The sequence below is a fragment of the Pararhodobacter zhoushanensis genome (assembly GCF_003990445.1).
Taxonomy (GTDB): Bacteria; Pseudomonadota; Alphaproteobacteria; order Rhodobacterales; family Rhodobacteraceae; genus Pararhodobacter; species Pararhodobacter zhoushanensis.
Window position 1 is genome coordinate 50,825 of record NZ_REEZ01000015.1, and the last position, 23,553, is coordinate 74,377.

A 23,553-nucleotide genomic window follows, 5' to 3' on the forward strand; every position below is an offset into this window, starting at 1 on the left:
TCTAGTAACTATAGCTTCAAGGGGAAATTGATGCTGACCATCGGAAAGTTGGGTGCAAGTGCCGGGGTGAAGGTTCCGACCATCCGTTACTATGAACAGATCGGGCTCTTACCAGAGGCGGAACGCAGTTCGGGCAATCAGCGGCTTTATGGCCAGAAGGCATTGGAACGGCTGGCCTTCATCCGGCATGCGCGTGACCTCGGCTTCACGCTCGAGGCGATCCGTGACCTGCTCAGCCTGTCGGACAATCCCGACCAGCCCTGCGCCGCCGCAGATGCCATCGCCAAGGCGCAATTGCTCGAGGTGGAAAGCCGCCTTGCTCGGCTAACGGCCCTGAAGGGGGAGTTGGAGCGCATGATTGTGCAATGCGCGGGCGGGCGGATCGCCGATTGCCGGGTCATTGAGATCCTTGGCGACCATTCCTTGTGTGCGACCGACCATCGCCATCCAAGAGGCGATGAGACGTCATGACGTTGCCAGGAACCCTCGCAGTCTACGCTGTCGCTGCACTGACCGAAATCGCCGGTTGCTTCGCGGTGTGGAGCTGGATGCGGCTCGGCGCAAGCGCGCTGTGGCTCATTCCCGGTCTGGCCAGTCTTGCAGCCTTCGCCTGGCTCCTGACGCTTGCCCCTTCGGATCTCGCCGGACGTGCCTATGCCGCTTAGCCGCACCATCCGGCGGCGGATCACGCCGGTGTGGAAGGCACTTCGACGGGAAGAAGCATGATGAACAAGTCCCGCGCTGGGCCCAACGCGCTGGTCGCAGCACGCTGGGCCGGATCACGCGGAATGCCTGTCGCCCCGCGCCTCCGCATCATGAACCAGTCGGGGCTTCGGTCGGAACGCACTGGCCACGGCGTCAACACCCGCCCGCAATGGCGAGTCCATCAAGTGTGCGTAACGCAAAGTGGTCTGCGTCTGGCTATGACCCAAGAGCTTGCCGATCATTTCCAGCGACGCCCCACCACTCACCAGCAGCGATGCGAACGTATGGCGCAGATCGTGGATGTGCACGTCCTGCAACCCGGTCTGCTTTTGGATCTGCGCCCAGAACCGGCGCACTTCCTGAACCGGCTGGCCCGGCGTGTCACCCGGGAAGAGCCACGGCGTGCCGCTCAGCACTAAAAGCTGGCGCTGACGCACAATGGCGGCAGTCTCATCAGAGATCGGCACACGATGCACGCGGCGCTGTTTGGTCATGGTCGGCGGCTTCGACCAACTCAGGTGCTCGAGGTTAAACTGCTCGAACCGCGCCTGCCGCGCCTCGCCCAGCCGCGCCCCCGTCAACATACACATCCGGATGATATCCGCCGCGCGCCGGTCCTCGGCGGCATCCAGGGCGGCGGCAAGGCTGGCGATTTCCTCCTTGGACAGGAATCTCTCACGCGGGGTTTCTATACGGCGATGGAAGCGCTGGGCAGGATTGTCCTCGCACCAGCCCCATTCCATCGCCAGCGTAAACATCTTGCGCAGAATTTCCCCGATGCGGTTGGCGCGAACCGGCGTGGCCTTCGCCCCCTGCAACTTGCGCGCCCGGTTGTTGGGCTTGTCCTTATGGGGCCGCGCCCGGCCTTCGGCCACTTTGTTCAAAAGCTTGTCGACATCGGTCGACGTGATCTCCGTCACCAGCTTTCTCCCCCAGACCGGGGCCACCATCTTTGACAACGCGGATCGTTGATCGGCCGCATTGCGTTCGGCCAGTTTCGGCAGATGCTGGGCGCAGTAGCGCTCAATGAGATCGTTCACGCGAGGGGCTTCGCGCAACGCTCCGCGTTGGGCCAACGGGTCAGCGCCGGCATCGATCTCACGGCGGAGTTCCTTGGCCCGCTCGCGCGCCGCTGACACTGACCATTCCGGCCAGCGCCCAAAGGTCATCCGGCGCTGTCGTCCGGCATGACGGTAGTCGAGCGTGAAGGCCCGGCCACCGCCGCGGTAGATGCAGACAGCGAACCCGCGCAGGTCCGTGTCAAAAATCTGGTAGTCTCGCCCGGCGACGGGTTCGACCTCGCGGAGCAGTTTCTCGGTCAACTTTTGGCGCTCGGGCATGGGTTCCGTCCTGTCTTGCATCCGACATGAGGCGTGGTTTCGCCTAGACTGCAAGGCAAGCATGGCGACGTGGGTGGCGGGGAGGCAGAGAGTGGCGCAAAGGTCGCGGCCTTTGTGCCACCCCTTGTTTTACAGGCGTTTCAGCACTGGAGGGAGTGGACGCGGGCGACAGCCAACTCGATACTTGGTCCCGATTTCCCGCGACTCAGTGCCAAAAGAGCTGAAATCAGCGCGCCTGACCGCATCAGGGTTGTAAATTCCCAATAAATTCAGGGGGTGGCGCGGTGGCGTGCCGGGTGCCACCCCCTCTTTGCCCGCCAATGCCGGTCAATCCCCTGTAAATCCGGCTGTTCGCAGGTGTATGCAGTTTTGGCGCAATTGCCGACCGCAGGACCGCCCCCGACGCCATAGCCGCGCCCTCCCTCTTTGATGCGAGATTCCCAATAAAATATGGGGTGGCACAAAGGCCGCGTCCTTTGCGCCACCCTCCGCCTTCCCGCCACCCCTGCCCCTCTGCGCTCACTGGTCTCTGCAAACGCCCCCCGACATCAACCGTCACGGGGCCAGGACAGGGAGACCCACATGCCGCATCTCGGATCGATGCCAGACCCGCAAGAAAAACCCCGCACGCTTCTGGTCGGCTGGATCAGTCGCATAGACCTCGCGCTGGAATTCGGCCTGTCGGTCGACACATTGCGCCGCTGGGAGGCGCAGCGGACGGGTCCGCCCTGCATCCGCGCCGGGCGCAAAGTCTATTACCGCCGCACTGCGGTCGAGCAATGGCTGGAAGAGCAGGAACTGAATGCGCCGCGGCGCCGTCGTGCGGGAGGGCGCCGTTGATGCACGCCCTGCCCCATCAAGCCGTCTGGCCCGCCGACCGTCTGGCCGAAGCGCGCGCCGTCATCGCCGATGTCGCCCATCATTCCGATCACCTGATCCGGCTCGCTTGCCATGTCCTCATCACACACGGCGAAACGTCCGCCGAGCGCAAACACGCTCGCATTCTCCTGGTGGTGATCGACGCACGGCGGCCGCTGCGCCGAGCCCAGCGCCAGGATGACGACGGGAGGGCTGAGCCATGAACCGGCGCGCCACTCCCGAGGCTGATCTGCAACGCGCCGTGGTGCAGGCCCTGCGCCTCGCCCTGCCCCGCACAGCAATCATTCATCACTGCGCCAACGAGGTGACCGAGCCTAGCCCCCGTGGCGCTAAGCGACAGGCCATCCTCAACGGCATGGGCGTTCATGCAGGCTCTGCCGATTTGATGGTCCTCTGCGACGGGCGCATCCTGTTTCTCGAGCTGAAGGCCCCGAAAGGTCGCCTGCGCCCAACGCAGGAGGCGTTTCGCGATGCCGTGCTGGCGCAAGGTTTTGGCTGGGCCCTGGTGCGCAGCCTCGACGACGCGCTCGGCGCTCTGGCCGATCACGGTTTTACAACGCGCATTGTGCCACCCGTGCGGAGGTCCCCGTCATGAGCCATGACGCCACCAATTGGGCCATCAAGCAGCGCGGGTTGAAACCCACCACCAAGATTGTGCTCTGGCACCTCTGCGACCGGTTCAACCCGGATTACGGCTGCTTCCCCTCACAGGTGCGGCTGGCCCATGATTGCGAGATCAGCCGCTCGACGCTGAACGACCATATCGCCCAACTTGAAGCCGCGGGTCTCTTACGCCGCATCCCGCGCATTGATCCGGTGACCAAACGGCAGTTGCCCACCCGCTACATTCTGGGCTTTGAGCCGGGCTTCACACCGGCTGATGTGGTTCCATGTCCGGAAATCGGACACGGGGGGTCGGCACGCGGCCTTGATGTAGAAACGGCCCCTGAAATCGACCCCATACCCACTCTTCCGGTCGAGCCGTGTCCGGAATTCACACACGGGATCGACGGGCAAGCCGTGTCCGGATTTTGCCCGGAGCCGTGTCCGGAAAATGACCAAAGCCGTGTCCGAAATCCGGACACTAACCTTGTAAGAGAACCTTTAAGGAAACCAGTAAAGGAGGAGGAGGACGCGCAGGCGCGCGAGATCGAGTTTGATCGGTTCTTTGCAGAGCTGCTGACGGCGCTGGGCCTCAAAGCCAACGCCACCCTGCCCGCTTGGTGGCAGGGATGGCCAGCAAGGGTGCACGTTCACCGCTGGATTGATGATCTCGGGTTGTCTGAAGCGCGGATCCTCGAGACCGCCACGGAAACTCGCCGCGATCACCCCAACCCGCCCGATGGCCCCAAGGCGCTGGATCGTTTCATGGAACGCGCCGCCCAGCGCGACGCACAGGCTGCGGCAGGCCTAGCGAAGCCGCTCAAGCCCAAGGCCACCCGCAAGGGCAATTTGACGCCGCGAGCAAGCGCCGACGATCTGGCCGCCTTCTACGCCGATCTGGTGAACTCCGACCGTTACCTACCGGTCAGCATGATCAGCAACACCACCCGCAACGCAATGCTGGTGCGAGGGCTGGTCACCCCAGAACGGCTCCGGATGCGGGGTGTGCAATGACGATGCACCGACCCATCAACAATCGCGGCGCACGTGTCAAACGTGCGCTGAGCGTGCAGGCGGCACTGGAATGGGCGTTCCGGATCGAGAAAGCACAGCTGGAACTGCCGCCTCGCAAGGACGTGCCGGAAGAAGGCTTCGGCTTCGGTCTGGAATATGTCCTGCTGCAGCGTGCGGCGCTGGGCTGCAAGGTCGATGGCGGCCAATACAAGATGGGCAGTTACACCCATCCAGATGCGGACGTGATCGCCGCCACAGTCGCGGGGATGCCTAACAGCCTCGGCGGCGTCCGCATGGCGATCAGCGTGGCCGAACTTGCGCGCGCGGGGATAACGCCCGACTGGATGCCCGGCGTCGTGCCGCGCTGTGTGCCGGTTGAGACCAAGCGCAACCAACACGGCGAGCGGTCGACCACGGTGGTGGTCGGCACCGAACGCGTGCTGACCCGCGGCAAATGGCGATCGGTAGAGGTTTTGGCCTGTCCGGTCACCTGGCGGCCGCACCCGGAGCAGATTGCGTCCGCTCGGCGGGGATATGGGGATTGGTGGCAGGCGTTGGGCTGGATACAGGATGGGCTGGTGGTCGGCGGCATGCTGAGAGAGGTCGAGGTGACCACGGCGATGCCGAAGGTGCGTCCATGGAAAGCCGATTGAAAGCGTCACAGAGGTGCGCAGAGCCGACTGCGAAGTTGCATCCTCGCAAATGCAACTCACCGCAGAAGCAGCCATTCGCCGCACCGACTTCTAGCCGCAGAAGTACGCTGGCGAAACCAGATTTCAGCGAATCTTGCGCTATTTGATTGCGTTCGAGGGGCGTTAAGTGGATGATAAGAAATAAGAAGAGATTTGCATACCCAAGGAAAAATAGGAAGCTGGCGTGGCGCGATCTCCCTCCCGAAAGAAAGCGATTAAGGCAGCATTGGAACTCAAGCTGCGACGGGCGAAGGGAACGCGACTTCAAGAGTTCCTAGCACTGCTCATGACGAAGGTGCACGGCGATAATTTCCAGTCGGTCGGCACCGACTATTCGCGTGGCGATCTGCAATGTGACGGCCTTCTCGATAGTCCGTTGACGATTTTCGCGTGTTACGGACCAGTGAACGCGGGGGCGAGCGCGACCGAAGCCTCTATGAGGACGGCTGTTGCAAAGGTCGAAAGCGACTTTCTCGGAGCTAAGAAGGAATGGCCAAACCTAAAAGGGTGGAAATTCGTTCACAACTACGTCGAGCCACCGGCACAAATTGTCCAGAAGATTCTGGGCCTGCGCAATCAACATCCAGGCATCGATATGAGCCTATTTGGCAGGGAGCAGTTCGAAGCCACGTTATTCAGTTTGGATGATGCTGCGATTGAGGAACTGGTTGGCGACGCTGCCAGCGACGAAGATTTTCGCGCGCTCCAACCCGATGTGCTGTTGAAGGTCGTCGACACCTTACTGGCGAATGATAGCGCTTCGGTGCCAACTGACGATGAGCCGGTAAAGGTCCCGGCGCAGAAATTGCGTTTCAACGGGCTTTCCGACCACGCGCAGGGCCGGATCGTGCAAGGGCTGCAGAATGCTGATTGGGTGTCGAAACTCCTCCAAGACCATCAGGATCCGCTGTTCGAGGGTGCCGTCGCCGCCGTCCTCAATGACAAGTATTTCGATCTTAAGGCGCAATCGCTCGACCCTGATGACATCATGTTTCAGTTATGGGAGTTTGTCGCCAACACCACGGCCCTGACGGCTGCTCTGGATGCGGTAATATGGAGTCTGCTCGCGCATTTCTTCGAAAAGTGCACAATTTTCGAGGACAGCCCGGTGGCGGAGGCGGTCGCATGATCCTGCCGGGAAAACACCTCAAGCCCGACCGCGCGTTGCTATCCGTCGGCGGGGAAATTCTCACGGTGATGGGTGAGACATCCACGGTGTCGGTGCTCTGGGACGAGGTGCGTGTGCTGCGGTCGAAGCGTGAGGATAAGTCGCCTCTGCCCTTCGACTGGTTTTTGCTGGCACTCACTCTGCTATATACCATCAGCGCCATCGACATGCGCGGCGAATTATTGATCAAGAAAGTTAACTGATGATTCGGACCGTCAGCAGTTCTCTAGCTAGTTTCAAACCGATCACCTTCGGTTCAGGGCTGAACATCGTGCTTGCGGATGTCGCCGAAGCATCGACGGATCGTCACACTCGGAATTCGGCAGGCAAGACCAGTCTTGTCGAGATCATAAACTTCGTACTCGGCGGTGAGGCCGCAAAGAAAACATTGTTCAAGCACGATGCCCTTATCGAGCAAAGTTTTTCGATCGAAATTTTGCTCGGGGACCGTTGGGTTACCGCGACGCGCAAAGGTGCTGACGACAATATTGTCCAACTTAGTATTGACGATGCTGAAGCCTTAGGCATCACCGTCCCAGTCTCCCTTTTCGATGATGCGCAGACCCAGACGCCTGTATCAATCGAAACTTGGAAATCGATAATTGGATCGTATTGGTTCGATCTGCCCATCAATCGCGATGACACCGAGTTTTCAGGCAAAGGCGCGCCTAGCTTTCGCCAACTCATCGGTTATTTTGTGCGACGACGGAAGGCGGGTGGCTTCGAAACGATCGAGAAGAACACGAAGGAGCAACAGCCGGGCAGTTGGCAAGTATCTCTGTCGTATCTCTTGGGGCTCAACTGGCACGTTGCGCGGCAGTTTCAGGACATGCGCGACCGCAAAAAGGTTGTCGCCGCCTTGAAAAAGGCCATCAATAACGGCGAACTCGGCGATATTTTCGGCGCAACAGCGCAGATTCGGCCTGAGCTAGCACGTGTCGAAAAGCAAATGACCGCCCTTCGGTTGCAGGTAGATAATTTTGTGGTGCACGAGAGCTATCGAAAGCTCGCCCTTCAGGCCAGCAAGCTCAAGGATCGCCTTAACGAGATTACCCTTGAGCTTTCCGAAGCGAACTCGGCGCTCGACTATCTTGCCAAATCGGTGGCTCAAGAGTCCCCACCAGCCTATACCGATATTGAGCGCCTGTACCAGATGGTCGGCGTCGAGCTCCCCAATGTCGCGATGCGCCGGTTTGAAGACGTCAAAGCATTTCAAGCCTCGGTGACCGCCAATCGGCAGCAATATCTTTACGAGCAAATCAACGAGATTCGTGAGCGCCGCGATATCCTGTCCAAAGACCTTGATGATGAGGGGAAAGAGCGATCAGACATCCTTCGGTCGCTGGCCGGAAAAGGCGCCTTCGATGATCTAGTTCGTCTCCAGGAGGAATTGGGTAAATACTCCGCGCGTGCCGAGATGCTTCGCAGCAAACTTCAACACGCTGCTGTCCTTGAAAATAATCGCGTTCAGCTCAAAGCCGAAAGTGCCGAGCTCGAACTTAAACTGCAGCAAAGTCTCGCTGACTCAGATAGCTCGATTAAACGCGCGACGGTTTTGGTCGATCAAGCGATTTCTGAACTCTACGATGACCGCACCGGAAACCTGATCATTGCGCCTTCGAGATTAGGGCCGCAAATCCGCATAGATATACAAGGCGGCGGCAATAAGGGTGGCATCGATATGATGAAAATCTTTTGCTTCGATACAGCACTATTGTGCATCACGGCTGAGCGTTTTCGTTATGGCCCTCGCCTCATCATCCACGACAGCCACTTGTTCGATGGTGTCGATTCCCGTCAGGTCAGCCAAGCGTTGGTCTATGGCGATAAGGTCGCAAACGCCGTCTCCGGCCAGTACATCGTTGCGCTCAATAGCGACGAATTTAGGAGCGCGGATTCACTTAGCGACATATCGTTGTTGCCATTCGTCAACGTAGTGAAGTTGACAGACGATGAGACAGGGGGGCTTTTTGGCTTTCGTTTCGATCTTGAGGGGCAAGCTGATACGTCAATCCGCAAATAAAAATTCATTCGCAACACGATCAACATTTGAGCCGGTCCCAATCCGATTGAAGAGGCGAACAACAAGATTTGAATTTTAGGAACCAGTTGTCGGCGGTCGACAAGGATCCAATTCGGCCATTCGCCGTCTATTCTGCGATGGTCGGGTCTCCGCCTTCGCGCCAGTATCCTGTCTCGAGTTGCACCCTGAACGAAAGTCCGGGTAGAGGCTCCTGCCGTCCTACGCTGCGCGGGGCTCGGATGGCTAGTTCGGTGATTCCTGCGCTGCGGCACGACAGTCTGCTATGGGCCGAGTGTTAAAGCCCAAACTCCATAGCGTTCAGAAACCTATGGAACACTTCACTACCCTCCGCTTCCTTGTAGGCTTCATTCAGCACGAACAGCGCAGCTTCCATTAGTCGGGTGTCTCGGTCGCTGTCATGTTTCTTGTCCCCATGAAACAAGTTATTTCGTGCCGTCTTAATGCTTTGAAATAGGCTTGCCGCATCGTTAGGAACGAGTGGCGTCCCCGACCAGTCCACGCCATCATCAGCTGTTGTAACGAGGTAATCTGGGGGTGCCTCAAAATAGATTTGGGCTTGGTCGGACTGTCGCATCTTTTGAAAGAAATTCTGCGGCAGATGCTCCGCAAAGGTTTGCCAAGCGGCGTCAGGTGAGTTCACTCGGCGAAACCCACCCTTCTTCATCGCATATTCAAATCGACTGAAGACAGCCAACAGATCGTAGCCTGCTTCAGACAGCCGAGGCCGATAATATTCTTCAAGCTTCATCCTGTACCTCATAAAAATATAATGTCGAATCGTATATATTCTTTCTGATTAAGTCACGGTGTTCCCAGGATTTAGACGAATGTCTGTGATCGTGTTCTGCAACGCAGTACATTGCGGTGCAGCCGAAGGCAGCTGTCGGCCGATCAAATTAAGATAGCCATGATCGACACAAACGGCGGAAAGCGGCCTGACCGCAGCGCCGCATTGCAACCGCGGCAATACCGGAATAGCAGTCAAGAATCGGTCATTGAGGGTGGTTTCCCGCGGCCGAGTATTGCCACGGAGAAAGGGTCGGGTTCATATTGGAATCGGCAACGGGTTGCCGCTGTCCGACGTCGGCCGGGAAACGCCTTGGGGGATGCATGCAGAAATCGGTGAGAGTAGCGCTTAACAAGTTTCCGGCCGTGCCGGCTTCACTCCAAAATCCAGCAAAGCCGGGAAGTCCAGTGCCGGAAATCATGGTCGATCTAGCCGACTTGTATCACCATTATTATCTGCAGAGCTACGACAAGGCCCCGCCGAACCCTAACCCCGCCCAGTTCGAGCACGTTCGATATCTGGAGCCATGCACCGCATTTCGGTTCCAGCCGAACGGCCTCGGCGCCAACAAAACGAAGAAGCAAAACAACTCGAACGAGCTCGGCGAAGCCTTCTGTCGCTGGTTCCTGTCCGAGCACCTCGACATCACGCACGTCGCCCGGATCGATGACGTTCGCAATCACGGCGCGCTTTCCTGGGCGCATGGCGTGACGGTCGAATGCAATCCGGGCACCGATGGAGACGCCCCCGATTATTTCTGCGTGGAGCCGACAGGCCAGGTGTCGCTCGCAGAGGCGAAGGGCACGATCGAGGCGGTCGGTTTCAAGGCTAAGAAATTCGCGACGTGGCGCAATCAGTTCAACCGGGTGCGCGTTCTTGATCGGTCCGGAAACGCGATGAGCGTGAAGGGTTACATCGTCGCGATGCGATGGGCAGTCCACACCCATAGCCCCGCCATCTTCACTACCCTCTCCGCGGAGGATCCGCAGACCCCGGGCGAGCGTCCCTTTTTCGATGAAAGCGGCGGGTTCGCGGCCGCGGTCCGCTCCCTCCATTATGCGCCGAGCCTTGCGAAGATCCGTCAGCCCGTCCTCTCGGCCGCGCTTGCGACAGGTACGACGATCGCTGACGACCTGAGCTTCCAGATCGTTCTGTGGGAATGTCTGCTGCCAACGCTGAAGGGACTACGGTTCGTCGGAGGCTATTTCCCAACCGATCCCGAGGGCGTTCTGCCCTTCAAGTTCGACGACGGAAAGCTGGTCGCCGTGCCGAACGATCCCTTCAGACTCGATCAGAGTTCAGGCACTTTCATCGGCATCGAGGAGAAGACCTTTCGACACCTTGTCGGCGCCGCGCGAAACGGGCCGATGACGATCAACGATCTCCCGCGCATCGAGCGCCGGATTACTGGGTTCAGCGGCGCGAGCTATCTCCCGGACGGCCATGTACTGGGCCCAATCGATCTGTTCCGCCCGATTGCCGCCGATGTTGTCTGATTGGCAGCGAGCGTTGGGGTTGGTGGCGGGACATCACCGAACCGGCGTCAGCCAGTCTTGTCGCTTAGCCACGTCCACAGGCGGGCTAAGGGCCGAGCACGTCGTCCCCCCTGGGATGGTTCCTCCCCGGCCCCGAAGGTATGCGGGGGGGCGCAGCGCGGGCGTTTTCTAGCGACTGGCTTTTTCACCGGGGAATCCACTTGGAATCCACCTCGCGGGCACCGCGCGAAATTCTGACTCAAAATCAAACGCTTGCGCAACCATGCGGTGGCCAAGGTGGATTCCCACGCGGAATCCACCCAAGCCACTTTCGGGAAGCCACCCTGGCCAGAAGCCACGGCCGCAGGCCACCTCGCTGAGCGGGCTTTGCGGCATCCCCGGAAGGCGTTGATTCAAAGTACAAAAATGGTTTGACAAAGCTGCCCCCCTTGACCTATCCCTTGATCATCGAAGAGTTGCGCCCGGAGGAACCCCCTCGCGGGCGCTTTTGTTTTCCCGACATTGTGGACCGTGGTTTAAGCGCTCGCCGTGCCGGCGCAGCGTAGTGCCGGCCACCTTTCACCTCACAGAGAACCGCCCCATGGACCTCGTCTTCGCGCCGAGCCAGATCGAGACGTGGTCCATCGATCGGCTGCGCCCCTATGCCCGCAATGCCAAGATGCACGGCGACGACCAGGTAGCAAAGATCGCCGCCAGCATGGCGAAGTTCGGCTGGACGGTGCCCTGCTTGGTGGCCGGCGACGGCGAACTGATCGCCGGACACGGCCGCGTGCTGGCCGCGACGATGCTCGGGCTTACCGAAGTTCCGGTGATCCGGCTCGGTCACCTCGATGAGGCCGAACGACGGGCCTACCGGATTGCCGACAACAAGCTGACGGAACTCGGCGACTGGGACGATGCAATGTTGCGTGACGAGATCGCGGGGTTGATGGCTGAGGATTTTGATCTGTCATTGCTCGGCATGAGCGACGAGGATCTCGACGCCCTGCTGCGTGACCCCGAGGCGCTGGGCGGTGACGGTCCGATCGAAGGCGAGGACGAGGTGCCGGAGTTGCCCGCCACGCCAGTGTCGATGCCCGGCGATCTCTGGCAGCTAGGCGCGCACCGGCTGATCTGCGGCGATAGCACCGCGGCCGACGTGGTCGGCAAGCTGCTCGGGGACGTGAAGCCGATGCTGATGGTGACGGACCCACCTTATGGAGTCGAGTATGATCCGGCCTGGCGCAACCAGGCCGGTGCTGCCAAAACCAAGCGCACCGGGAAAGTTCTGAACGATGACCGGGCCGACTGGCGCGAGGCCTGGGTGCTGTTCCCGGGCGATGTCGCTTATGTCTGGCACGGCGCGCTGCACGCCACGACGGTAGCAGAAAGTCTGACCGCCGCGGGCTTCGCCATCCGGTCACAGATCATCTGGGCCAAGGACAGGCTGGTGCTGAGCCGCGGCGATTATCACTGGCAACACGAGCCTTGCTGGTATGCGGTGCGCACAAAGGGCAAGGGTCACTGGGCGGGGGATCGCAAGCAGACGACGCTCTGGCAGATCGCCAACCGCGATCAGGATGCTGACACCGTGCATGGGACGCAAAAGCCAGTCGAATGCATGCGCCGCCCGATCCTGAACAACTCCAGCCCCGGTCAGGCCGTCTACGAGCCGTTCATGGGATCCGGCACAACACTGATCGCAGCCGAAACCACGGGCCGGGTCTGTTTCGGGGTCGAACTGAACCCAGCCTATGTCGATGTGGCCGTCGAGCGCTGGCAATCCTTCACCGGCAAAGAGCCCGTGCTGGTGGAAACCGGCGAGAGGTTCGCGGCGCTCAAGGCCAAGCGGCTCGCGGCATGAGCCAGTCCCGCCCCATGTCACTGGTCGAGGCTGCCACCAATGTCACGGTGGGTTATGTACTAGCCGTCGTCACGCAAATCGTGGTGTTCCCGTGGTTCGGCCTGTATCCCAGCCTCGGCGAGAACCTTGCCATCGGCGCGCTGTTCACCGGGATATCGCTTCTGCGCACGTCCACACTGCGCCGATTGTTCGAGCGGTGGCGTTGACGTCTAAATGCTCAGGCGTCGTCGAGTTTGTAGACTGTGCCTCGCCCCTCAACCTTCTCCGACGTGATTGGCAGACCCAGCTTCTTCTTCAGCGCTCCGGAGATGGCGCCGCGCACGGAGTGAGCCTGCCAGCCCGTCTCGGCAGCGATCTCGGCGATGGCCGCACCTTCGGGACGCTGCAGGAGCGCGATGATCTGCGCCTGCTTGGTGCCGGTACGGATGGCTGCGGGCTTTGGAGCGTCGGCGATGCTGGTCGAGGTCGGCTCCCGCTCTTGTGCCGACTTCGCCCCGCGTAATCCGGCCACGGCCTTCAGGACGACCGGCTCGATCCCGATGGCTGCGAGCCCGGCCTCGGTGGCGATCAGCGTGGTGCCATGGCCATCGCCAGTCTCGCGCCAGAGCGGCTCGCGGCATCTGATGTCAGCGTCGACTTCCTCGAGCCAGCCGAGCTCAATCATCCGGGCAACAGCCATGTTGGCGGCGGCACCGGCCAACCGCTCGGGCAGCGGCAGGGCCAGAGCGCCCGGGCGGGCTGCGGCGCGGCTGAGGATGGTGGTCTGGGTTTGGGTGAGTTTGGTCATCTTGGCCTCCGGGCTCAGGGTGCGCGCGAGGCAGCTTGGCCCGCGGCAAATGCGGCTTCGAGCGCGGCGCGGATCGACCAGACCGCAACATCATGGAAGTCGAGGCTGTCAGCGTTGCGGGTGTCCAGTGTCTCCAGGAAGAGATGCCTGGCGGCGATTTCTTGCAGCAGGGCTTGTGTGGCGGCGGTGGCGGTGGCGGCTGCGTTCTTGGTGGTCATGGTGTCGTCTCCCGGGCTGAGTTGTTTCGTTCTGGTACAATCAGAATCGCTCTTTGGCCGACATCAATCAACTCAATACCAAGCAATATCATTGCTTTAATAGGAACGGTCCGCGCCATGGAGGGAATGAGCGAACGGGCCTACGCTGCCCATTCCGGGCTCTCGCGCGGGGCGGTGCAGAAGGCCCGTAGGAACGGCCGCTTGGTGCTGTTTGCGGACGGGTCGATCAACGCGGCCGCCTCGGATGCCCGTCGTGGTGCGATGACCGATCCGGATCAGCAGATCCGGTCGCGGGGTGGATTGGGCAGCAGCAGCGATAGCCTTGGCCTTGGCGGCAACAACGTCTCGGGCCCCGGCGAGACCTCGTCCTACCTCAAAGCCCGCACCGCGCTAACCGTCTACCAGGCGCAAGAACGCCAGCTGTCGATCCAGAAGAAGAAGGGCGTGCTGGTTGATCGGGCGCGGGCGGAAACGCTGGTGTTTCGCCTTGCGCGCCAGGAACGCGACGTCTGGGTCACCTGGCCCACCCGCGTGGCGGCGCTGATGGCGGCGCAGCTGTCCGCAGAGATGGAGAAGGCCTCAGGCGCACCCGTGACACTCGAGACTGCGATCCTGCAGAGGGTGCTGGAAACCCATGTCCGAGAGCAACTCGACGCCCTGGCAGACCTCCGGGTCTCGCTTGCATGACGGAGATTCTGACCCTGATCTGACAGAAGGCCTCGACCTCGGCTTTGACGGGGCCGAAGACATCCTGCGCGCCTGGCGCCGCGGCATGCGGCCGGATCCGGACCTGACGGTGTCGGAATGGGCGGATCAGAACCGGTGGCTGTCCTCGCGGGCCTCGGCCGAACCGGGACGGTATCGCACGGCGCGCACACCGTATCTGCGCGCCATCATGGACACCCTGTCTCCCAGCCACCCGGCGCAGCGGATCTCCTTCATGAAGGCCGCGCAGGTTGGCGCGACTGAGGCCGGCAACAATTGGATCGGCTTTGTCATCCACCACGCGCCGGGGCCAATGCTGGCGGTGCTGCCGACCGTCGAGATGGCCAAGCGCTCGTCGCGGGGCCGGATCGATCCGCTGATCGAGGACAGCCCGGCGCTACGGGAGCGGGTGAACCCTGCCCGCTCGCGCGATGCGGGCAATTCGATGCTGTCGAAAGAGTTTCCGGGCGGTATCCTGGTGCTCACGGGTGCCAATTCGGCGACCGGCCTGCGGTCAATGCCGGCGCGCTATGTATTTCTCGACGAGGTCGACGCCTATCCGGCCTCGGCCGACGAAGAGGGCGATCCGGTTACGCTGGCCGAGGCGCGCACCACGACCTTCGCGCATCGGCGCAAGGTGTTCATGGTCTCGACACCGACGATCCGCGGGTTGTCGCGCATTGAGCGGGAGTTCGAGGCCAGCGACCAGCAGCGCTACTTCGTGCCCTGCCCACATTGTGGTCATCAGCAATGGCTGCAATTCGAGCGCCTGCGTTGGGCCAAGGGGCGTCCGGAAACCGCCGCGTATCATTGCGAAGGCTGCGAGCGCCCGATCGCCGAGCACCACAAGACCGAAATGCTGGCGCGAGGCGAATGGCGCGCAACCGCGGTTCCAACCGACCCCAAGGCGCTGGGCTTCCACCTCTCGGCGCTCTACTCGCCGATCGGCTGGAAGAGCTGGGAGCAGATCGCGCGCGACTGGCTGGCGGCCCAGGGCTCGGACGAGATGCTGCGCGCCGCGCGCAACACGCTGCTGGGCGAGACCTGGATCGAGAGCGGCGAGGCGCCGGAATGGCAGCGGCTGGCGGACCGTCGCGAGGTGTTTGCGGCGCAGATCCCTGCCGGCGGGCTGTTCCTGACGGCGGGCGTCGATGTGCAAAAGGACCGTATTGAGGTCGACGTCTGGGCCTGGGGCCGGGGTCTGCAAAGCTGGCTCGTCGATCACATCGTGATCCCGGGTGGGCCGGATGATCCGGAATGCTGGAACACCCTGACCGCGCTCCTGGGGCAGACCTGGACGCACGAGAACGGCGCGATCATGACGCTCGCCAAGCTCGCCATCGACACCGGCTACGAATCCGCCGCCGTCTATGGCTGGGCGCGCCAGCAGGGCATTGCACAAGTCGCCCCGGTCAAAGGGCTCGAGGGCTTCAACCGGGCGACGCCGGTATCGGGCCCGACTTTCGTCGATGCGACCGTGAACGGGCGCAAACTGAAGCGCGGCGCCCGGCTCTGGACCGTGGCCACCGCCACCTTCAAGGCCGAGACCTATCGGTATTTGCGGTTGGAACGCCCGAGCGATGAGGATCGTGCGCTGGGCGTGGCCTTCCCTGCTGGCACAATCCACCTGCCTGACTGGGCCGACAGCGAATGGCTCAAGCAGCTGGTGGGCGAGCAGCTGGTCACAATCCGCGACCGGCGCGGCTATGCCCGCCAGGAATGGCAAAAGCTGCGCGAGCGCAACGAGGCGCTCGACACCCGCGTCTATGCCAGGGCGGCCGCCTGGATTCTCGGTGCCGATCGTTTTGACGAGCGGATGTGGCGGCAGCTCGAGAAGCAGGCCGGGGTGGAGACCGTCGCAGTTGCGCCGAACCCGGAGCCAGAGAAACCGTCCGAACCTCAAGCCGGGCGCATCGCAACCCCGCGGCGGCGCGGCTGGAAGATCAGCACGCCGCGATACATGGACTGACCGGATCCCCGATGACCCTTGATGAGCTCAAATCCCGCCACAGCGCCCTGCTGGCCGCGCGCTACAGCGGCACGCGCTCTGTGAGCTATGACGGCAAAACGGTGACCTATGGCTCGGACGTGGAACTGGCCGCCGCGATCGCGGACATCGAACGTCGGATCGCCAGGCTGGAGCGCGGCACAGGGCGCATCCTTCGCCCCTTCGCCGTGAAGGATCTGTGATGAGCTGGCGGCAGCGCCTCGGCGCCTTCATCGGTGGGTTTGATGCAGGCCAGCATCACCGTCGCCTGCGCGGCTTCCGCGCCACGCGTGCCCATGTCAACGCGCTGATTGCGGCGTCAGGTCCCGACATCACCGCCCGCGCCCGCTGGCTCGTGCGCAACAATGGCTATGCGGTGAACGCCGTCGAGAGCTGGGCCGCCAATACCGTCGGCGACGGGATCAAGCCGATCTCGAAGATCGGGGATGCGACCCGCAAGGAGGAGTTGCAGCGCCTGTGGCTCGCTTGGACCGACGAGGCCGATGCCGAGGGGCTCACGGATTTCTACGGACTGCAGCGCCGCGCCGCGCGTGAGGTGTTCATCGCTGGCGAGGTGTTCTTTCGGATCAGGATGCGGCGCGCAGGCGACGGGCTGACCGTGCCGCTGCAATTGCAGATGTTGCCCGCGGAAATGCTGCCGCTGGAACAGACCGGTGTTGCAGCCAATGGCAATGCGATCCGCCAGGGGATCGAGTTCGACCGGATTGGACGGCGCGTGGCCTATCACTTCCTGCGCCGTCATCCCGGTGACAGCACCGATCCGGGGCTCGCCGGTGACATCGTCCGGGTGCCGGCGACCGAGGTGATCCATGTGATCGACCCGGTTGAGGGCGGTCAGCTGCGCGGGGTCTCAAAGCTGGCACCCGCCATCGTGAAGCTGTTCCTGCTCGATCAGTATGACGACGCCGAGCTCGACCGCAAGAAAGTGGCGGCAATGTACGCGATGTTCGTGACCTCGCCCGCACCGGAGAACCCCCTCGCCCCCGCAGACGACGAGGACGGCTCCGCCGGTGTAGAAATCAGCCCCGGTCAGATCGTTCGCCTTGATCCCGGCGAGGATGTCACCGTGGGTCAGCCCGCCGACAGTGGCGGGACGTATGAGCCGTTCCAATACCGAACCCTGCTGCAAATCTCTGCCGCACTCGGCATTCCCTATCCCTATCTCGCCAATGACATGGTGAAGGGGAACTTCTCGAACTCGCGCCTGGCCCTGATCGAGTTCCGCCGCCGGGTCTCGGCCTGGCAGCATGCCGTCATGGTCTGGCAGCTCTGCCGGCCGGTCTATGCGCGCTGGATGGATGCCGCCGTGCTGTCGGGCGCATTGTCCTTGCCGCGCTATGAGGCGGATCGCAGGCAGCTCCTGACCGCCGACTGGCTGCCGACGAAGTGGGACTGGGTTGATCCGTTGAAAGACGCCAATGCTGAGATTGCCCAGATCGAGGCGGGGCTCAAATCCCGCACGCAGGCCATCGCTGAGCGCGGCTATGACGCGGAACAGGTCGACCGCGAGATTGCCGCGGAACGGACCCGTGAACGACAACTCGGCCTGGACTTCCGCCGGCCCGGTTCGCCTGCCCAGGGCGTGCAGGCTGTGCCGGCAGAGGGCGAAGAGCCTGAAAAGCCAGATGAAACCGACGGCGCAGACGACAGGCCGCGCGAGGAAGAGGACCAACCGTAATGCTCCACGCCCGCATTGCCGCGCGCGCCTTCAACACGCCGCTGCTGGTTGAGCCGTCCAAGGCCATGGCCTTCCTCTCAGGTCTCGGGCCGCGCATTCTCGGCCGGCAGGTCGAGATCGCAGATGGAGATATTTTGTCGCCAAGCGCCGTCGTCCCGCCTGCCCGCGCCAGCATCCTGGCTGGCGGGCTTGCTGAGAGCCTTCAACGGCACGGCGACGTACCCTTCCCGGTCGTGAACGGGATCGCGGTGATCGAGATCTCCGGCGTGCTGATCCATCGCGGCGGCTGGATCGGAAATTCCTCGGGCCAGACCAGCTACGAAGGGATCGCCGCTCAGATCGAGGCAGCGGCCAGCGATCCGTCGGTGCGCGCCGTCGCCCTGGAGATCGACAGTTTCGGCGGTGAGGTCGCGGGCGTGTTCGATCTTGCCGATCGCATACGCGCGCTGCGGCGCGCCAAGCCGGTCTGGGCGTTCGTCGCGGAGCACGCCTTCTCGGCGGGTTACGCGCTGGCCTCCCAGGCGGACCGCATTGTGCTGCCCCGCACCGGAGCGGTGGGCAGCATAGGGGTCGTGGTGATGCACGCCGATCTGAGCGGCCAGCTTGATCAGGAGGGTGCGCGCGTGACGCTGATCCACTCCGGCCGCCACAAGGTTGATGGCAATCCTTACGCGCCCCTGCCCGAAGCCGTGCGCGACGATATCCAGCGCGAGATCGATGTGCTGCGGTTTCTCTTCGCAGAGACCGTGGCCGCCGGTCGCACCGGTCGGCTTAGCCAGGACGCCGCCATGGCAACGGAGGCCGCGACCTACCGCGGGGCTGATGCCGTCGCTGCGGGGCTCGCTGACGAGGTCACCGATCTGGCGCGCGGCTTCGCGGCGTTTCGGCAGCTGGTTGCGGATGCTGGTGGTGCTTCACCCCTGCGCGGCCATCGTGCCGCACTGCCCCAATCCAGCAGCACACCTCACCCAACGGAGAAACCACAGATGACGACGCACCAAGATCAGGATGGCGGTATGCAGGATGCAATCGATGATGGGGAGCGTGATAGCGCATCTGACGCTGAAGGTGCTGGGCAGACCGCTGATGATGATGCACCGGACACCGTGACAGCAACAACCGTACAACCACCATCGCCCGCGGCCGCATCTGCAGCGCCTGTCCCGGGTGCTGCACAGCCAGGCAATCTGGCGGAGATCTCCGCGCAGGTTCGCGAGGCGGCGGCGGAGATCGCCGAGATTGCGGCGCAGGCCGGACGGCTCGGGATCGCCATCGACGCGGCCAAAGCGCTCCGCGACGGCACGATGCCCGAAGCGCTGCGCCGCCTCGTCCTCGAGCGCGCCAGTGCAGTTGCAGATGCTCGCGACGTGATTGCTGCCGCACCCTCACCGATCCGGCCCCAATCGAAGGAGAGCCCGATCGTCGCGGCTGCGAAGCGCGCTGCTGCAACCGGCGCCCGCGGCTGACGGCTACGGCGTCACCGCGCCTCAACGACCGATAGCCTGACTGATCCCCCGCCGCGGTGCGCCTGGCGGGGGCTGTCCCTTTGCACCCCTTTGCACACGGAACTCCCACCATGACCGTCCTGACCCAGCCCGCCATGATGGGCGATGTCCTCAAATATGAGGTCAACCCGAACTACACCCGAGAGACCGTCACCCTGCTGGCCGGCACCGCCTATTCCGTCGGTTCGGTGCTCGGCCGCATCACCGCAAGCGGCAAATACACCCTCTCCCCTGAGACCGGATCGGACGGTTCCGAAACCGCGCTGGGCGTCCTGCTCTATGCCGTCGACGCCACGCTCAGCGATGCCATCGGCCTCCTGCTGGCTCGAGGCCCCGCCATCGTCTCGCGCGCGGCCTTGGCTTTTGATTCCAGTGTCGATGACCCGGCCAAGATCGCGGTGAAGGTCGGGCAATTGACCGCGCTGGGCATCATCCCGCGCGACACCGCCTGAGCGGTTCTCACGACGCAGACAGCGGTGATCAGCGTCAGGTCTACCCGCTCGACGTCCTTCTGACTTCCCACTTTCCCCGGAGTTCCCCATGACCATCACCCGCAACCCGTTCGACGCGGGCGGCTATTCGCTTGCCGAGATGACGCAGGCCATCAACATCCTGCCCAACCTCTATACGCGCCTCGGCCAGCTTGGCCTCTTTCGCTTCGAGGGGGTTTCCCAGCGGTCCATCGTCATCGAGCAGCGCGAAGGCGTGCTGAGCCTGCTGCCCTCGGTGCCGCTCGGTGCTCCTGCGACTGTCGGCAATCGTGAGGCCCGCTCCATGCGCAGCTTCGCGCTGCCCTGGATCCCGCATGATGACGTGATCCTGCCCGCCGATATTCAGGGCATGCCGGCGCTGGGCGTGTCCGACGCCGCCGACCCGCTGGTCGAGGTGATGAACCGCAAGCTCACGCTGATGCGCCGCAAGCATGCCCAGACCCGCGAGTACATGGAGATGAACGCGCTGCGCGGCATCGTGAAGGACGGCGCGGGCACCACGCTTTACAACTACTTCACAGAGTTCGGGCTGGCGCAGATCGAAGTCGACTTTGTCTTTGGCACCGCGACCACCAACGTCCAGGGCAAAGTTCGCACGACACTGCGCGCGATCGAGGACAACCTCATGGGCGAGACGATGACCACGGCTCATGCCCTGGTCAGCTCCGAGTTCTTCGACAAGCTGATCAGCCACCCCAAGACCGAGGACGCCTACAAGTTCTTCTCGGCCACTGGCGGCCAGCCGCTGCGCGACGACATGCGCCGCGCCTTCCCCTTCGCGGGCATCCTGTTCGAGGAATACAACGGCTCGGTCACGCTCTCAAACGGCACCTCGGAACGGCTGATCCCGAACGGCGAGGGCATCGCTTTCCCGATGGGCACGTTTGATACCTTCACCACCTATGGTGGGCCGGCAAACCTGCTGGAAACCGCCAATACCATCGGCCTGCCGCTCTATGCCCGCCAGATGATCGACGCCAAGGGCCGCTGGATCGATCTGATGACCGAGGCTTCGATCCTGCCGGTCAACAAACGCCCGCGGCTGGCGATCCGTCTGCACAGCTCGAACTGACGGTAACCGATGATGTCCGTCTTTGTCGCCGTGATCGACAATCTCTTCGCCGATCCCAATATCGCGCGTGACGCGGTCTACATCGCGGAGGGCGGAGCGCCGGTCCTCGTCCGCGTCGTCATGCGCCGCGCGGATGAGATCACCGGCTTTGGCGAGGCGCGGCTCTGGTCGGAAACGACCCGGGTGGACCTGCGTGTGGCCGAGGTTCCGAACCCGCGCCCCGGCGATCGAATAGAGATCGATGGCGAGGGGTTTCTGATCCAGGGCGAGCCGGTGCGCGATCGCGAGCGGCTGGTCTGGACGGTAGATCTGAGGCCGGCGTAATGGTGATGAGACTGAAGCTCGACATCGACCCTGACATTGTCGCCATGATGGCGGCCGAGGTGGCGGCGGGCGAGCGCGCCGTGACCGTCGCGATGCGCGAGGCGGGTAGCGGGCTCAAGGGCGCGTGGCGAACGCAGATCACCGGCGCGGGTCTGGGCCAGCGCCTTGGCAACTCGATCCGCAACCAGACCTTCCCGAGATCAGGTGACAGCCTCGAGGCAGCGGCCCTCGTCTGGTCCAAAGCCCCGGTGATCATCGGCGCGCACGACACCGGCCCGCTAATCCGTTCCAGGACCGGGTTCTGGCTGGCGATTCCGACCCCTGCGGCGGGCAAGTCCAGCCGTGGGGGTCGGATCACGCCCGGAGAATGGGAGCGCCGCACCGGGCTGCGCCTGCGCTTTATCTATCGGCGGACGGGGCCAAGTCTGCTGGTGGCCGAAGGACGGCTGAACACCAAGGGCCGCGCCGTGGCGTCGCGGTCAAAGACCGGGCGCGGGCTGACCACCGTGCCGATCTTCCTGCTGGTACCGCAGGTCAAGCTGAGCAAGCGGCTGGATCTTGCGAGGGAGGCCGCGAGGGCGCATGAGGCCGTGCCGGGGTTGATCGTGGCGAGGTGGGTGGAGGGGCGGCTGGGTTGAAAAACAACGGCGCAGTCTGTTGCGGCAGTTTGCCTCTTTTCGCTATAAGGTCGGCTTTCGATCATCGCGCGGTTCGGTCGCGTTCAGGGCCTTACTAGGGGCGGTGGGGATCTTCTCCGCGTGCTATCATCATATGATGTGCTCGGTGATGATCTTGGCTCGCCATCAGACCGAAAAAGCCCAGTCCCTGAATCCGCGCTGCGACGGAGGAATCTTCACTTGTGACGCTCAGCGTAACGCTCACATCGTCCTCGGAAACAGCGACGATCCAACGGCTATCAGTTGCCAGTTGTGCCGCATGGGCAGGCACCATCCGGTGAAGGGTCGCCAGTGTATCCGGGTCACCGGTGGCGACGGCGCGAAGGCCGTCTTGCAATTCGGTTTCTTCCACCACCGTGCCGCTAATCAGGCGATCCATATCGACCAGATGATAGCGCAAGGCGCCCAGATCGACCCGTGACCAGTCAGTCTGGGGATCGGCTTCAAGAACGCTCACGATCTCGGACAAAGCGGCGAACGCACCCTGCCCCGGTTCGGTCAGCACCGAGCCGCCCGGTGTCGCGCTCTGCATATGCGCGTTGTGATCCATTGTAGGCGAGTGACCCATCTGGCTCGTCTGAGCAAAGCCAGTGGTGGCTGTGCCAACAAGAATGGTCAGGGCAATGGCAGTCTCAAATCGCATTGGAATCTCCGAAATGTGTTTTCAGGTTGACCCTATGACCTGCCAACAAAACCAAGTATGATTTCTATCATGTCGAGTTGGCAGCAATCCTTTGATGGCGCCCCGGTGCGCAGCATTGATGAAGGCGCAACACTGTTCCGGCGAGAAGATCCCGTGCGGTCAATTTATCTTGTGCGGTCAGGACAGATTGCCTTGGAGCGACCGTTGGCAGACGGCACCACGCTGACGCTGCATATTGCATCAGCTGGCATGATGCTTGCGGAAGCCTCGATATTCGCGGACGCCTACCACTGCGATGCGGTCGTCCGGGAACGGGCTGTCATCGCATGCATGCCCCGCTCGGCTTTCCTAGCGTCACTCCGAGAATCGCCAGATTCAGCTCTTGCTCTGATCAATGCCAATGCCCGCGAGATTCAGAGCCAAAGGGCACGTATCGAAATACTGCGGCTGCGTCGCGTGGCAGACAGGCTGGACGCATGGCTAGACCTTTACAGTGAGCCAGCGAAGGGCGAATGGATTCGGGTCGCAAACGCGATTGGAGTTTCGCAACCTGCGCTATATCGAGAGCTTGCTCTTCGGCGAAAGCACTAAAGTCAGAAATCGCTTCGACACATCAAGTCGGTGGGTTTGGGCTCTGAGCCGGCCGTCGCTGCGTTTTTCTTCAATGGCTGTCCTCGGATAATAACCCCTACCTTTAACATCGTGGTCAAGAACAGTCGTTCCTGACTGCGCGACCAATGTCACCAAGTCTGCTCGGTCAGAATCCTTGGCAAAACCTCTCAGGTTGCCGGTTCAGCGTATCGGAGCGCGAGCGGTGCAGCAGGCCGCAGCATGACGAACGGGCAAAAATACTCCCGTAACCTCGGCCAGCCCC

The 23,553-nt window shown here is 62.3% G+C and carries 27 protein-coding genes and 1 pseudogene; 23 read left to right on the forward strand and 5 right to left on the reverse strand.

The features are described from left to right. Window positions 1-30 precede the first annotated feature (30 nt). Both EAE28_RS21560 and EAE28_RS21565 read left to right on the forward strand, forming a co-directional pair. Window positions 31-471: a MerR family transcriptional regulator gene (locus EAE28_RS21560; RefSeq protein ID WP_127110181.1), complete on the forward strand. Its 441-nt coding sequence runs from the start codon at window positions 31-33 to the stop codon at window positions 469-471. After that, window positions 468-659: pseudogene (locus tag EAE28_RS21565) on the forward strand (YnfA family protein); the annotation flags it as partial. The gene EAE28_RS21560 and the pseudogene EAE28_RS21565, both read left to right, overlap by 4 nt. A 120-nt stretch (window positions 660-779) precedes the next feature. Here the strand turns inward: EAE28_RS21565 and EAE28_RS21570 are convergent. Continuing rightward, the gene (locus EAE28_RS21570) at window positions 780-2,045 is read right to left on the reverse strand and encodes a tyrosine-type recombinase/integrase (RefSeq protein WP_127110183.1); all 1,266 of its coding nucleotides are present in this window, start codon (window positions 2,043-2,045) and stop codon (window positions 780-782) included. A gap of 582 nt (window positions 2,046-2,627) precedes the next feature. On the opposite strand from EAE28_RS21570, the gene EAE28_RS21575 reads away from it, so the two are divergent. The 8 genes from EAE28_RS21575 to EAE28_RS21610 all read left to right on the forward strand — a co-directional run bounded on the left by EAE28_RS21575 (window position 2,628) and on the right by EAE28_RS21610 (window position 8,424). Next, complete coding sequence (locus EAE28_RS21575; RefSeq protein ID WP_127110185.1) at window positions 2,628-2,885, forward strand: helix-turn-helix transcriptional regulator; 258 nt, start codon at window positions 2,628-2,630, stop codon at window positions 2,883-2,885. Further along, complete coding sequence (locus EAE28_RS21580) at window positions 2,885-3,127, forward strand: hypothetical protein (protein ID WP_127110302.1); 243 nt, start codon at window positions 2,885-2,887, stop codon at window positions 3,125-3,127. Before EAE28_RS21575 ends, EAE28_RS21580 begins: the two co-directional genes overlap by 1 nt. Next, entirely contained in the window at window positions 3,124-3,519 is a 396-nt protein-coding gene (locus tag EAE28_RS21585; protein WP_127110187.1) for a VRR-NUC domain-containing protein, read from the forward strand. Before EAE28_RS21580 ends, EAE28_RS21585 begins: the two co-directional genes overlap by 4 nt. Then, the gene (locus EAE28_RS21590) at window positions 3,516-4,541 is read left to right on the forward strand and encodes a helix-turn-helix domain-containing protein (RefSeq protein ID WP_127110189.1); all 1,026 of its coding nucleotides are present in this window, start codon (window positions 3,516-3,518) and stop codon (window positions 4,539-4,541) included. The genes EAE28_RS21585 and EAE28_RS21590 overlap by 4 nt, the downstream gene beginning before the upstream one ends. Beyond that, complete coding sequence (locus EAE28_RS21595) at window positions 4,538-5,194, forward strand: hypothetical protein (protein ID WP_127110191.1); 657 nt, start codon at window positions 4,538-4,540, stop codon at window positions 5,192-5,194. The genes EAE28_RS21590 and EAE28_RS21595 overlap by 4 nt, the downstream gene beginning before the upstream one ends. A 223-nt stretch (window positions 5,195-5,417) precedes the next feature. Then, window positions 5,418-6,362, forward strand: a complete 945-nt coding sequence (locus EAE28_RS21600) for an ABC-three component system protein (RefSeq protein WP_164736736.1) — start codon at window positions 5,418-5,420, stop codon at window positions 6,360-6,362. Beyond that, a complete protein-coding gene (locus tag EAE28_RS21605) occupies window positions 6,359-6,604 on the forward strand; it encodes an ABC-three component system middle component 6 (RefSeq protein WP_127110195.1) in 246 nt (81 codons plus the stop codon). Before EAE28_RS21600 ends, EAE28_RS21605 begins: the two co-directional genes overlap by 4 nt. Then, window positions 6,604-8,424: an ABC-three component system protein gene (locus EAE28_RS21610; protein WP_127110197.1), complete on the forward strand. Its 1,821-nt coding sequence runs from the start codon at window positions 6,604-6,606 to the stop codon at window positions 8,422-8,424. The genes EAE28_RS21605 and EAE28_RS21610 overlap by 1 nt, the downstream gene beginning before the upstream one ends. Before the next feature lie 295 nt (window positions 8,425-8,719). Here EAE28_RS21610 and EAE28_RS21615 read toward each other — a convergent pair whose 3' ends face one another. Next, a complete protein-coding gene (locus tag EAE28_RS21615; protein ID WP_127110199.1) occupies window positions 8,720-9,193 on the reverse strand; it encodes a hypothetical protein in 474 nt (157 codons plus the stop codon). 446 nt (window positions 9,194-9,639) lie between these two features. Here EAE28_RS21615 and EAE28_RS21620 point away from each other — a divergent pair, with 446 nt between their 5' ends. The 3 genes from EAE28_RS21620 to EAE28_RS21630 all read left to right on the forward strand — a co-directional run bounded on the left by EAE28_RS21620 (window position 9,640) and on the right by EAE28_RS21630 (window position 12,777). Next, window positions 9,640-10,728 (forward strand): hypothetical protein, encoded by a 1,089-nt coding sequence (locus EAE28_RS21620; protein WP_164736737.1) that lies wholly within the window; start codon window positions 9,640-9,642, stop codon window positions 10,726-10,728. 580 nt (window positions 10,729-11,308) lie between these two features. Then, the gene (locus EAE28_RS21625; protein ID WP_127110203.1) at window positions 11,309-12,571 is read left to right on the forward strand and encodes a site-specific DNA-methyltransferase; all 1,263 of its coding nucleotides are present in this window, start codon (window positions 11,309-11,311) and stop codon (window positions 12,569-12,571) included. After that, the gene (locus EAE28_RS21630; RefSeq protein WP_127110205.1) at window positions 12,568-12,777 is read left to right on the forward strand and encodes a DUF7220 family protein; all 210 of its coding nucleotides are present in this window, start codon (window positions 12,568-12,570) and stop codon (window positions 12,775-12,777) included. Before EAE28_RS21625 ends, EAE28_RS21630 begins: the two co-directional genes overlap by 4 nt. Before the next feature lie 11 nt (window positions 12,778-12,788). Here EAE28_RS21630 and EAE28_RS21635 read toward each other — a convergent pair whose 3' ends face one another. Together EAE28_RS21635 and EAE28_RS21640 are read right to left on the reverse strand one after the other, a co-directional pair. Then, window positions 12,789-13,358, reverse strand: coding sequence for a DUF3489 domain-containing protein (locus EAE28_RS21635; RefSeq protein WP_127110207.1), 570 nt, complete (start codon window positions 13,356-13,358; stop codon window positions 12,789-12,791). A 14-nt stretch (window positions 13,359-13,372) separates the two neighbouring features. Continuing rightward, window positions 13,373-13,576, reverse strand: coding sequence for a DUF6900 domain-containing protein (locus EAE28_RS21640; protein WP_127110209.1), 204 nt, complete (start codon window positions 13,574-13,576; stop codon window positions 13,373-13,375). Window positions 13,577-13,693: 117 nt separating this feature from the next. Here EAE28_RS21640 and EAE28_RS21645 point away from each other — a divergent pair, with 117 nt between their 5' ends. The 9 genes from EAE28_RS21645 to EAE28_RS21685 all read left to right on the forward strand — a co-directional run bounded on the left by EAE28_RS21645 (window position 13,694) and on the right by EAE28_RS21685 (window position 21,997). Continuing rightward, window positions 13,694-14,263, forward strand: coding sequence for a hypothetical protein (locus EAE28_RS21645; protein WP_127110211.1), 570 nt, complete (start codon window positions 13,694-13,696; stop codon window positions 14,261-14,263). Beyond that, complete coding sequence (locus EAE28_RS21650) at window positions 14,211-16,250, forward strand: phage terminase large subunit family protein (protein ID WP_127110213.1); 2,040 nt, start codon at window positions 14,211-14,213, stop codon at window positions 16,248-16,250. Before EAE28_RS21645 ends, EAE28_RS21650 begins: the two co-directional genes overlap by 53 nt. 11 nt (window positions 16,251-16,261) lie before the next feature. Beyond that, complete coding sequence (locus tag EAE28_RS21655; protein ID WP_127110215.1) at window positions 16,262-16,471, forward strand: phage head-tail joining protein; 210 nt, start codon at window positions 16,262-16,264, stop codon at window positions 16,469-16,471. Then, entirely contained in the window at window positions 16,471-17,967 is a 1,497-nt protein-coding gene (locus EAE28_RS21660; protein ID WP_127110217.1) for a phage portal protein, read from the forward strand. The genes EAE28_RS21655 and EAE28_RS21660 overlap by 1 nt, the downstream gene beginning before the upstream one ends. After that, window positions 17,967-19,433 (forward strand): S49 family peptidase, encoded by a 1,467-nt coding sequence (locus EAE28_RS21665; RefSeq protein WP_127110219.1) that lies wholly within the window; start codon window positions 17,967-17,969, stop codon window positions 19,431-19,433. Before EAE28_RS21660 ends, EAE28_RS21665 begins: the two co-directional genes overlap by 1 nt. 110 nt (window positions 19,434-19,543) lie before the next feature. Further along, window positions 19,544-19,924 carry a head decoration protein gene (locus EAE28_RS21670; RefSeq protein WP_127110221.1) on the forward strand — a complete coding sequence of 127 codons (381 nt, stop codon included), beginning with the start codon at window positions 19,544-19,546 and terminating at the stop codon, window positions 19,922-19,924. An 88-nt stretch (window positions 19,925-20,012) separates the two neighbouring features. Continuing rightward, on the forward strand, window positions 20,013-21,035 hold the full coding sequence (locus EAE28_RS21675; RefSeq protein WP_127110223.1) for a major capsid protein: 1,023 nt from the start codon (window positions 20,013-20,015) through the stop codon (window positions 21,033-21,035). A gap of 12 nt (window positions 21,036-21,047) precedes the next feature. Beyond that, on the forward strand, window positions 21,048-21,359 hold the full coding sequence (locus tag EAE28_RS21680) for a head-tail joining protein (protein WP_127110225.1): 312 nt from the start codon (window positions 21,048-21,050) through the stop codon (window positions 21,357-21,359). Window positions 21,360-21,364: 5 nt separating this feature from the next. Continuing rightward, window positions 21,365-21,997 (forward strand): DUF6441 family protein, encoded by a 633-nt coding sequence (locus tag EAE28_RS21685; protein ID WP_127110227.1) that lies wholly within the window; start codon window positions 21,365-21,367, stop codon window positions 21,995-21,997. 94 nt (window positions 21,998-22,091) lie between these two features. Here the strand turns inward: EAE28_RS21685 and EAE28_RS21690 are convergent, their stop codons facing one another. Further along, window positions 22,092-22,679 (reverse strand): hypothetical protein, encoded by a 588-nt coding sequence (locus EAE28_RS21690; RefSeq protein WP_127110229.1) that lies wholly within the window; start codon window positions 22,677-22,679, stop codon window positions 22,092-22,094. A 69-nt stretch (window positions 22,680-22,748) separates the two neighbouring features. Between EAE28_RS21690 and EAE28_RS21695 the strand changes: the two genes are divergently transcribed. Then, on the forward strand, window positions 22,749-23,270 hold the full coding sequence (locus tag EAE28_RS21695) for a Crp/Fnr family transcriptional regulator (protein ID WP_164736738.1): 522 nt from the start codon (window positions 22,749-22,751) through the stop codon (window positions 23,268-23,270). Window positions 23,271-23,553: the final 283 nt, after the last annotated feature.

What these genes read in the sequence shown, in the direction of transcription:
- EAE28_RS21690 (WP_127110229.1), bottom strand. Translation starts at nt 22,679, where the DNA reads ATGCGATTTGAGACTGCCATTGCCCTGACCATTCTTGTTGGCACAGCC.
- EAE28_RS21645 (WP_127110211.1), top strand. Translation starts at nt 13,694, where the DNA reads ATGGAGGGAATGAGCGAACGGGCCTACGCTGCCCATTCCGGGCTCTCG.
- EAE28_RS21585 (WP_127110187.1), top strand. Translation starts at nt 3,124, where the DNA reads ATGAACCGGCGCGCCACTCCCGAGGCTGATCTGCAACGCGCCGTGGTG.
- EAE28_RS21655 (WP_127110215.1), top strand. Translation starts at nt 16,262, where the DNA reads ATGACCCTTGATGAGCTCAAATCCCGCCACAGCGCCCTGCTGGCCGCG.
- EAE28_RS21595 (WP_127110191.1), top strand. Translation starts at nt 4,538, where the DNA reads ATGACGATGCACCGACCCATCAACAATCGCGGCGCACGTGTCAAACGT.
- EAE28_RS21570 (WP_127110183.1), bottom strand. Translation starts at nt 2,045, where the DNA reads ATGCCCGAGCGCCAAAAGTTGACCGAGAAACTGCTCCGCGAGGTCGAA.
- EAE28_RS21680 (WP_127110225.1), top strand. Translation starts at nt 21,048, where the DNA reads ATGTCCGTCTTTGTCGCCGTGATCGACAATCTCTTCGCCGATCCCAAT.
- EAE28_RS21580 (WP_127110302.1), top strand. Translation starts at nt 2,885, where the DNA reads ATGCACGCCCTGCCCCATCAAGCCGTCTGGCCCGCCGACCGTCTGGCC.
- EAE28_RS21610 (WP_127110197.1), top strand. Translation starts at nt 6,604, where the DNA reads ATGATTCGGACCGTCAGCAGTTCTCTAGCTAGTTTCAAACCGATCACC.
- EAE28_RS21660 (WP_127110217.1), top strand. Translation starts at nt 16,471, where the DNA reads ATGAGCTGGCGGCAGCGCCTCGGCGCCTTCATCGGTGGGTTTGATGCA.
- EAE28_RS21635 (WP_127110207.1), bottom strand. Translation starts at nt 13,358, where the DNA reads ATGACCAAACTCACCCAAACCCAGACCACCATCCTCAGCCGCGCCGCA.
- EAE28_RS21640 (WP_127110209.1), bottom strand. Translation starts at nt 13,576, where the DNA reads ATGACCACCAAGAACGCAGCCGCCACCGCCACCGCCGCCACACAAGCC.
- EAE28_RS21615 (WP_127110199.1), bottom strand. Translation starts at nt 9,193, where the DNA reads ATGAAGCTTGAAGAATATTATCGGCCTCGGCTGTCTGAAGCAGGCTAC.
- EAE28_RS21575 (WP_127110185.1), top strand. Translation starts at nt 2,628, where the DNA reads ATGCCGCATCTCGGATCGATGCCAGACCCGCAAGAAAAACCCCGCACG.
- EAE28_RS21650 (WP_127110213.1), top strand. Translation starts at nt 14,211, where the DNA reads ATGTCCGAGAGCAACTCGACGCCCTGGCAGACCTCCGGGTCTCGCTTG.
- EAE28_RS21560 (WP_127110181.1), top strand. Translation starts at nt 31, where the DNA reads ATGCTGACCATCGGAAAGTTGGGTGCAAGTGCCGGGGTGAAGGTTCCG.
- EAE28_RS21695 (WP_164736738.1), top strand. Translation starts at nt 22,749, where the DNA reads ATGTCGAGTTGGCAGCAATCCTTTGATGGCGCCCCGGTGCGCAGCATT.
- EAE28_RS21670 (WP_127110221.1), top strand. Translation starts at nt 19,544, where the DNA reads ATGACCGTCCTGACCCAGCCCGCCATGATGGGCGATGTCCTCAAATAT.
- EAE28_RS21675 (WP_127110223.1), top strand. Translation starts at nt 20,013, where the DNA reads ATGACCATCACCCGCAACCCGTTCGACGCGGGCGGCTATTCGCTTGCC.
- EAE28_RS21625 (WP_127110203.1), top strand. Translation starts at nt 11,309, where the DNA reads ATGGACCTCGTCTTCGCGCCGAGCCAGATCGAGACGTGGTCCATCGAT.
- EAE28_RS21630 (WP_127110205.1), top strand. Translation starts at nt 12,568, where the DNA reads ATGAGCCAGTCCCGCCCCATGTCACTGGTCGAGGCTGCCACCAATGTC.
- EAE28_RS21590 (WP_127110189.1), top strand. Translation starts at nt 3,516, where the DNA reads ATGAGCCATGACGCCACCAATTGGGCCATCAAGCAGCGCGGGTTGAAA.
- EAE28_RS21685 (WP_127110227.1), top strand. Translation starts at nt 21,365, where the DNA reads ATGAGACTGAAGCTCGACATCGACCCTGACATTGTCGCCATGATGGCG.
- EAE28_RS21605 (WP_127110195.1), top strand. Translation starts at nt 6,359, where the DNA reads ATGATCCTGCCGGGAAAACACCTCAAGCCCGACCGCGCGTTGCTATCC.
- EAE28_RS21665 (WP_127110219.1), top strand. Translation starts at nt 17,967, where the DNA reads ATGCTCCACGCCCGCATTGCCGCGCGCGCCTTCAACACGCCGCTGCTG.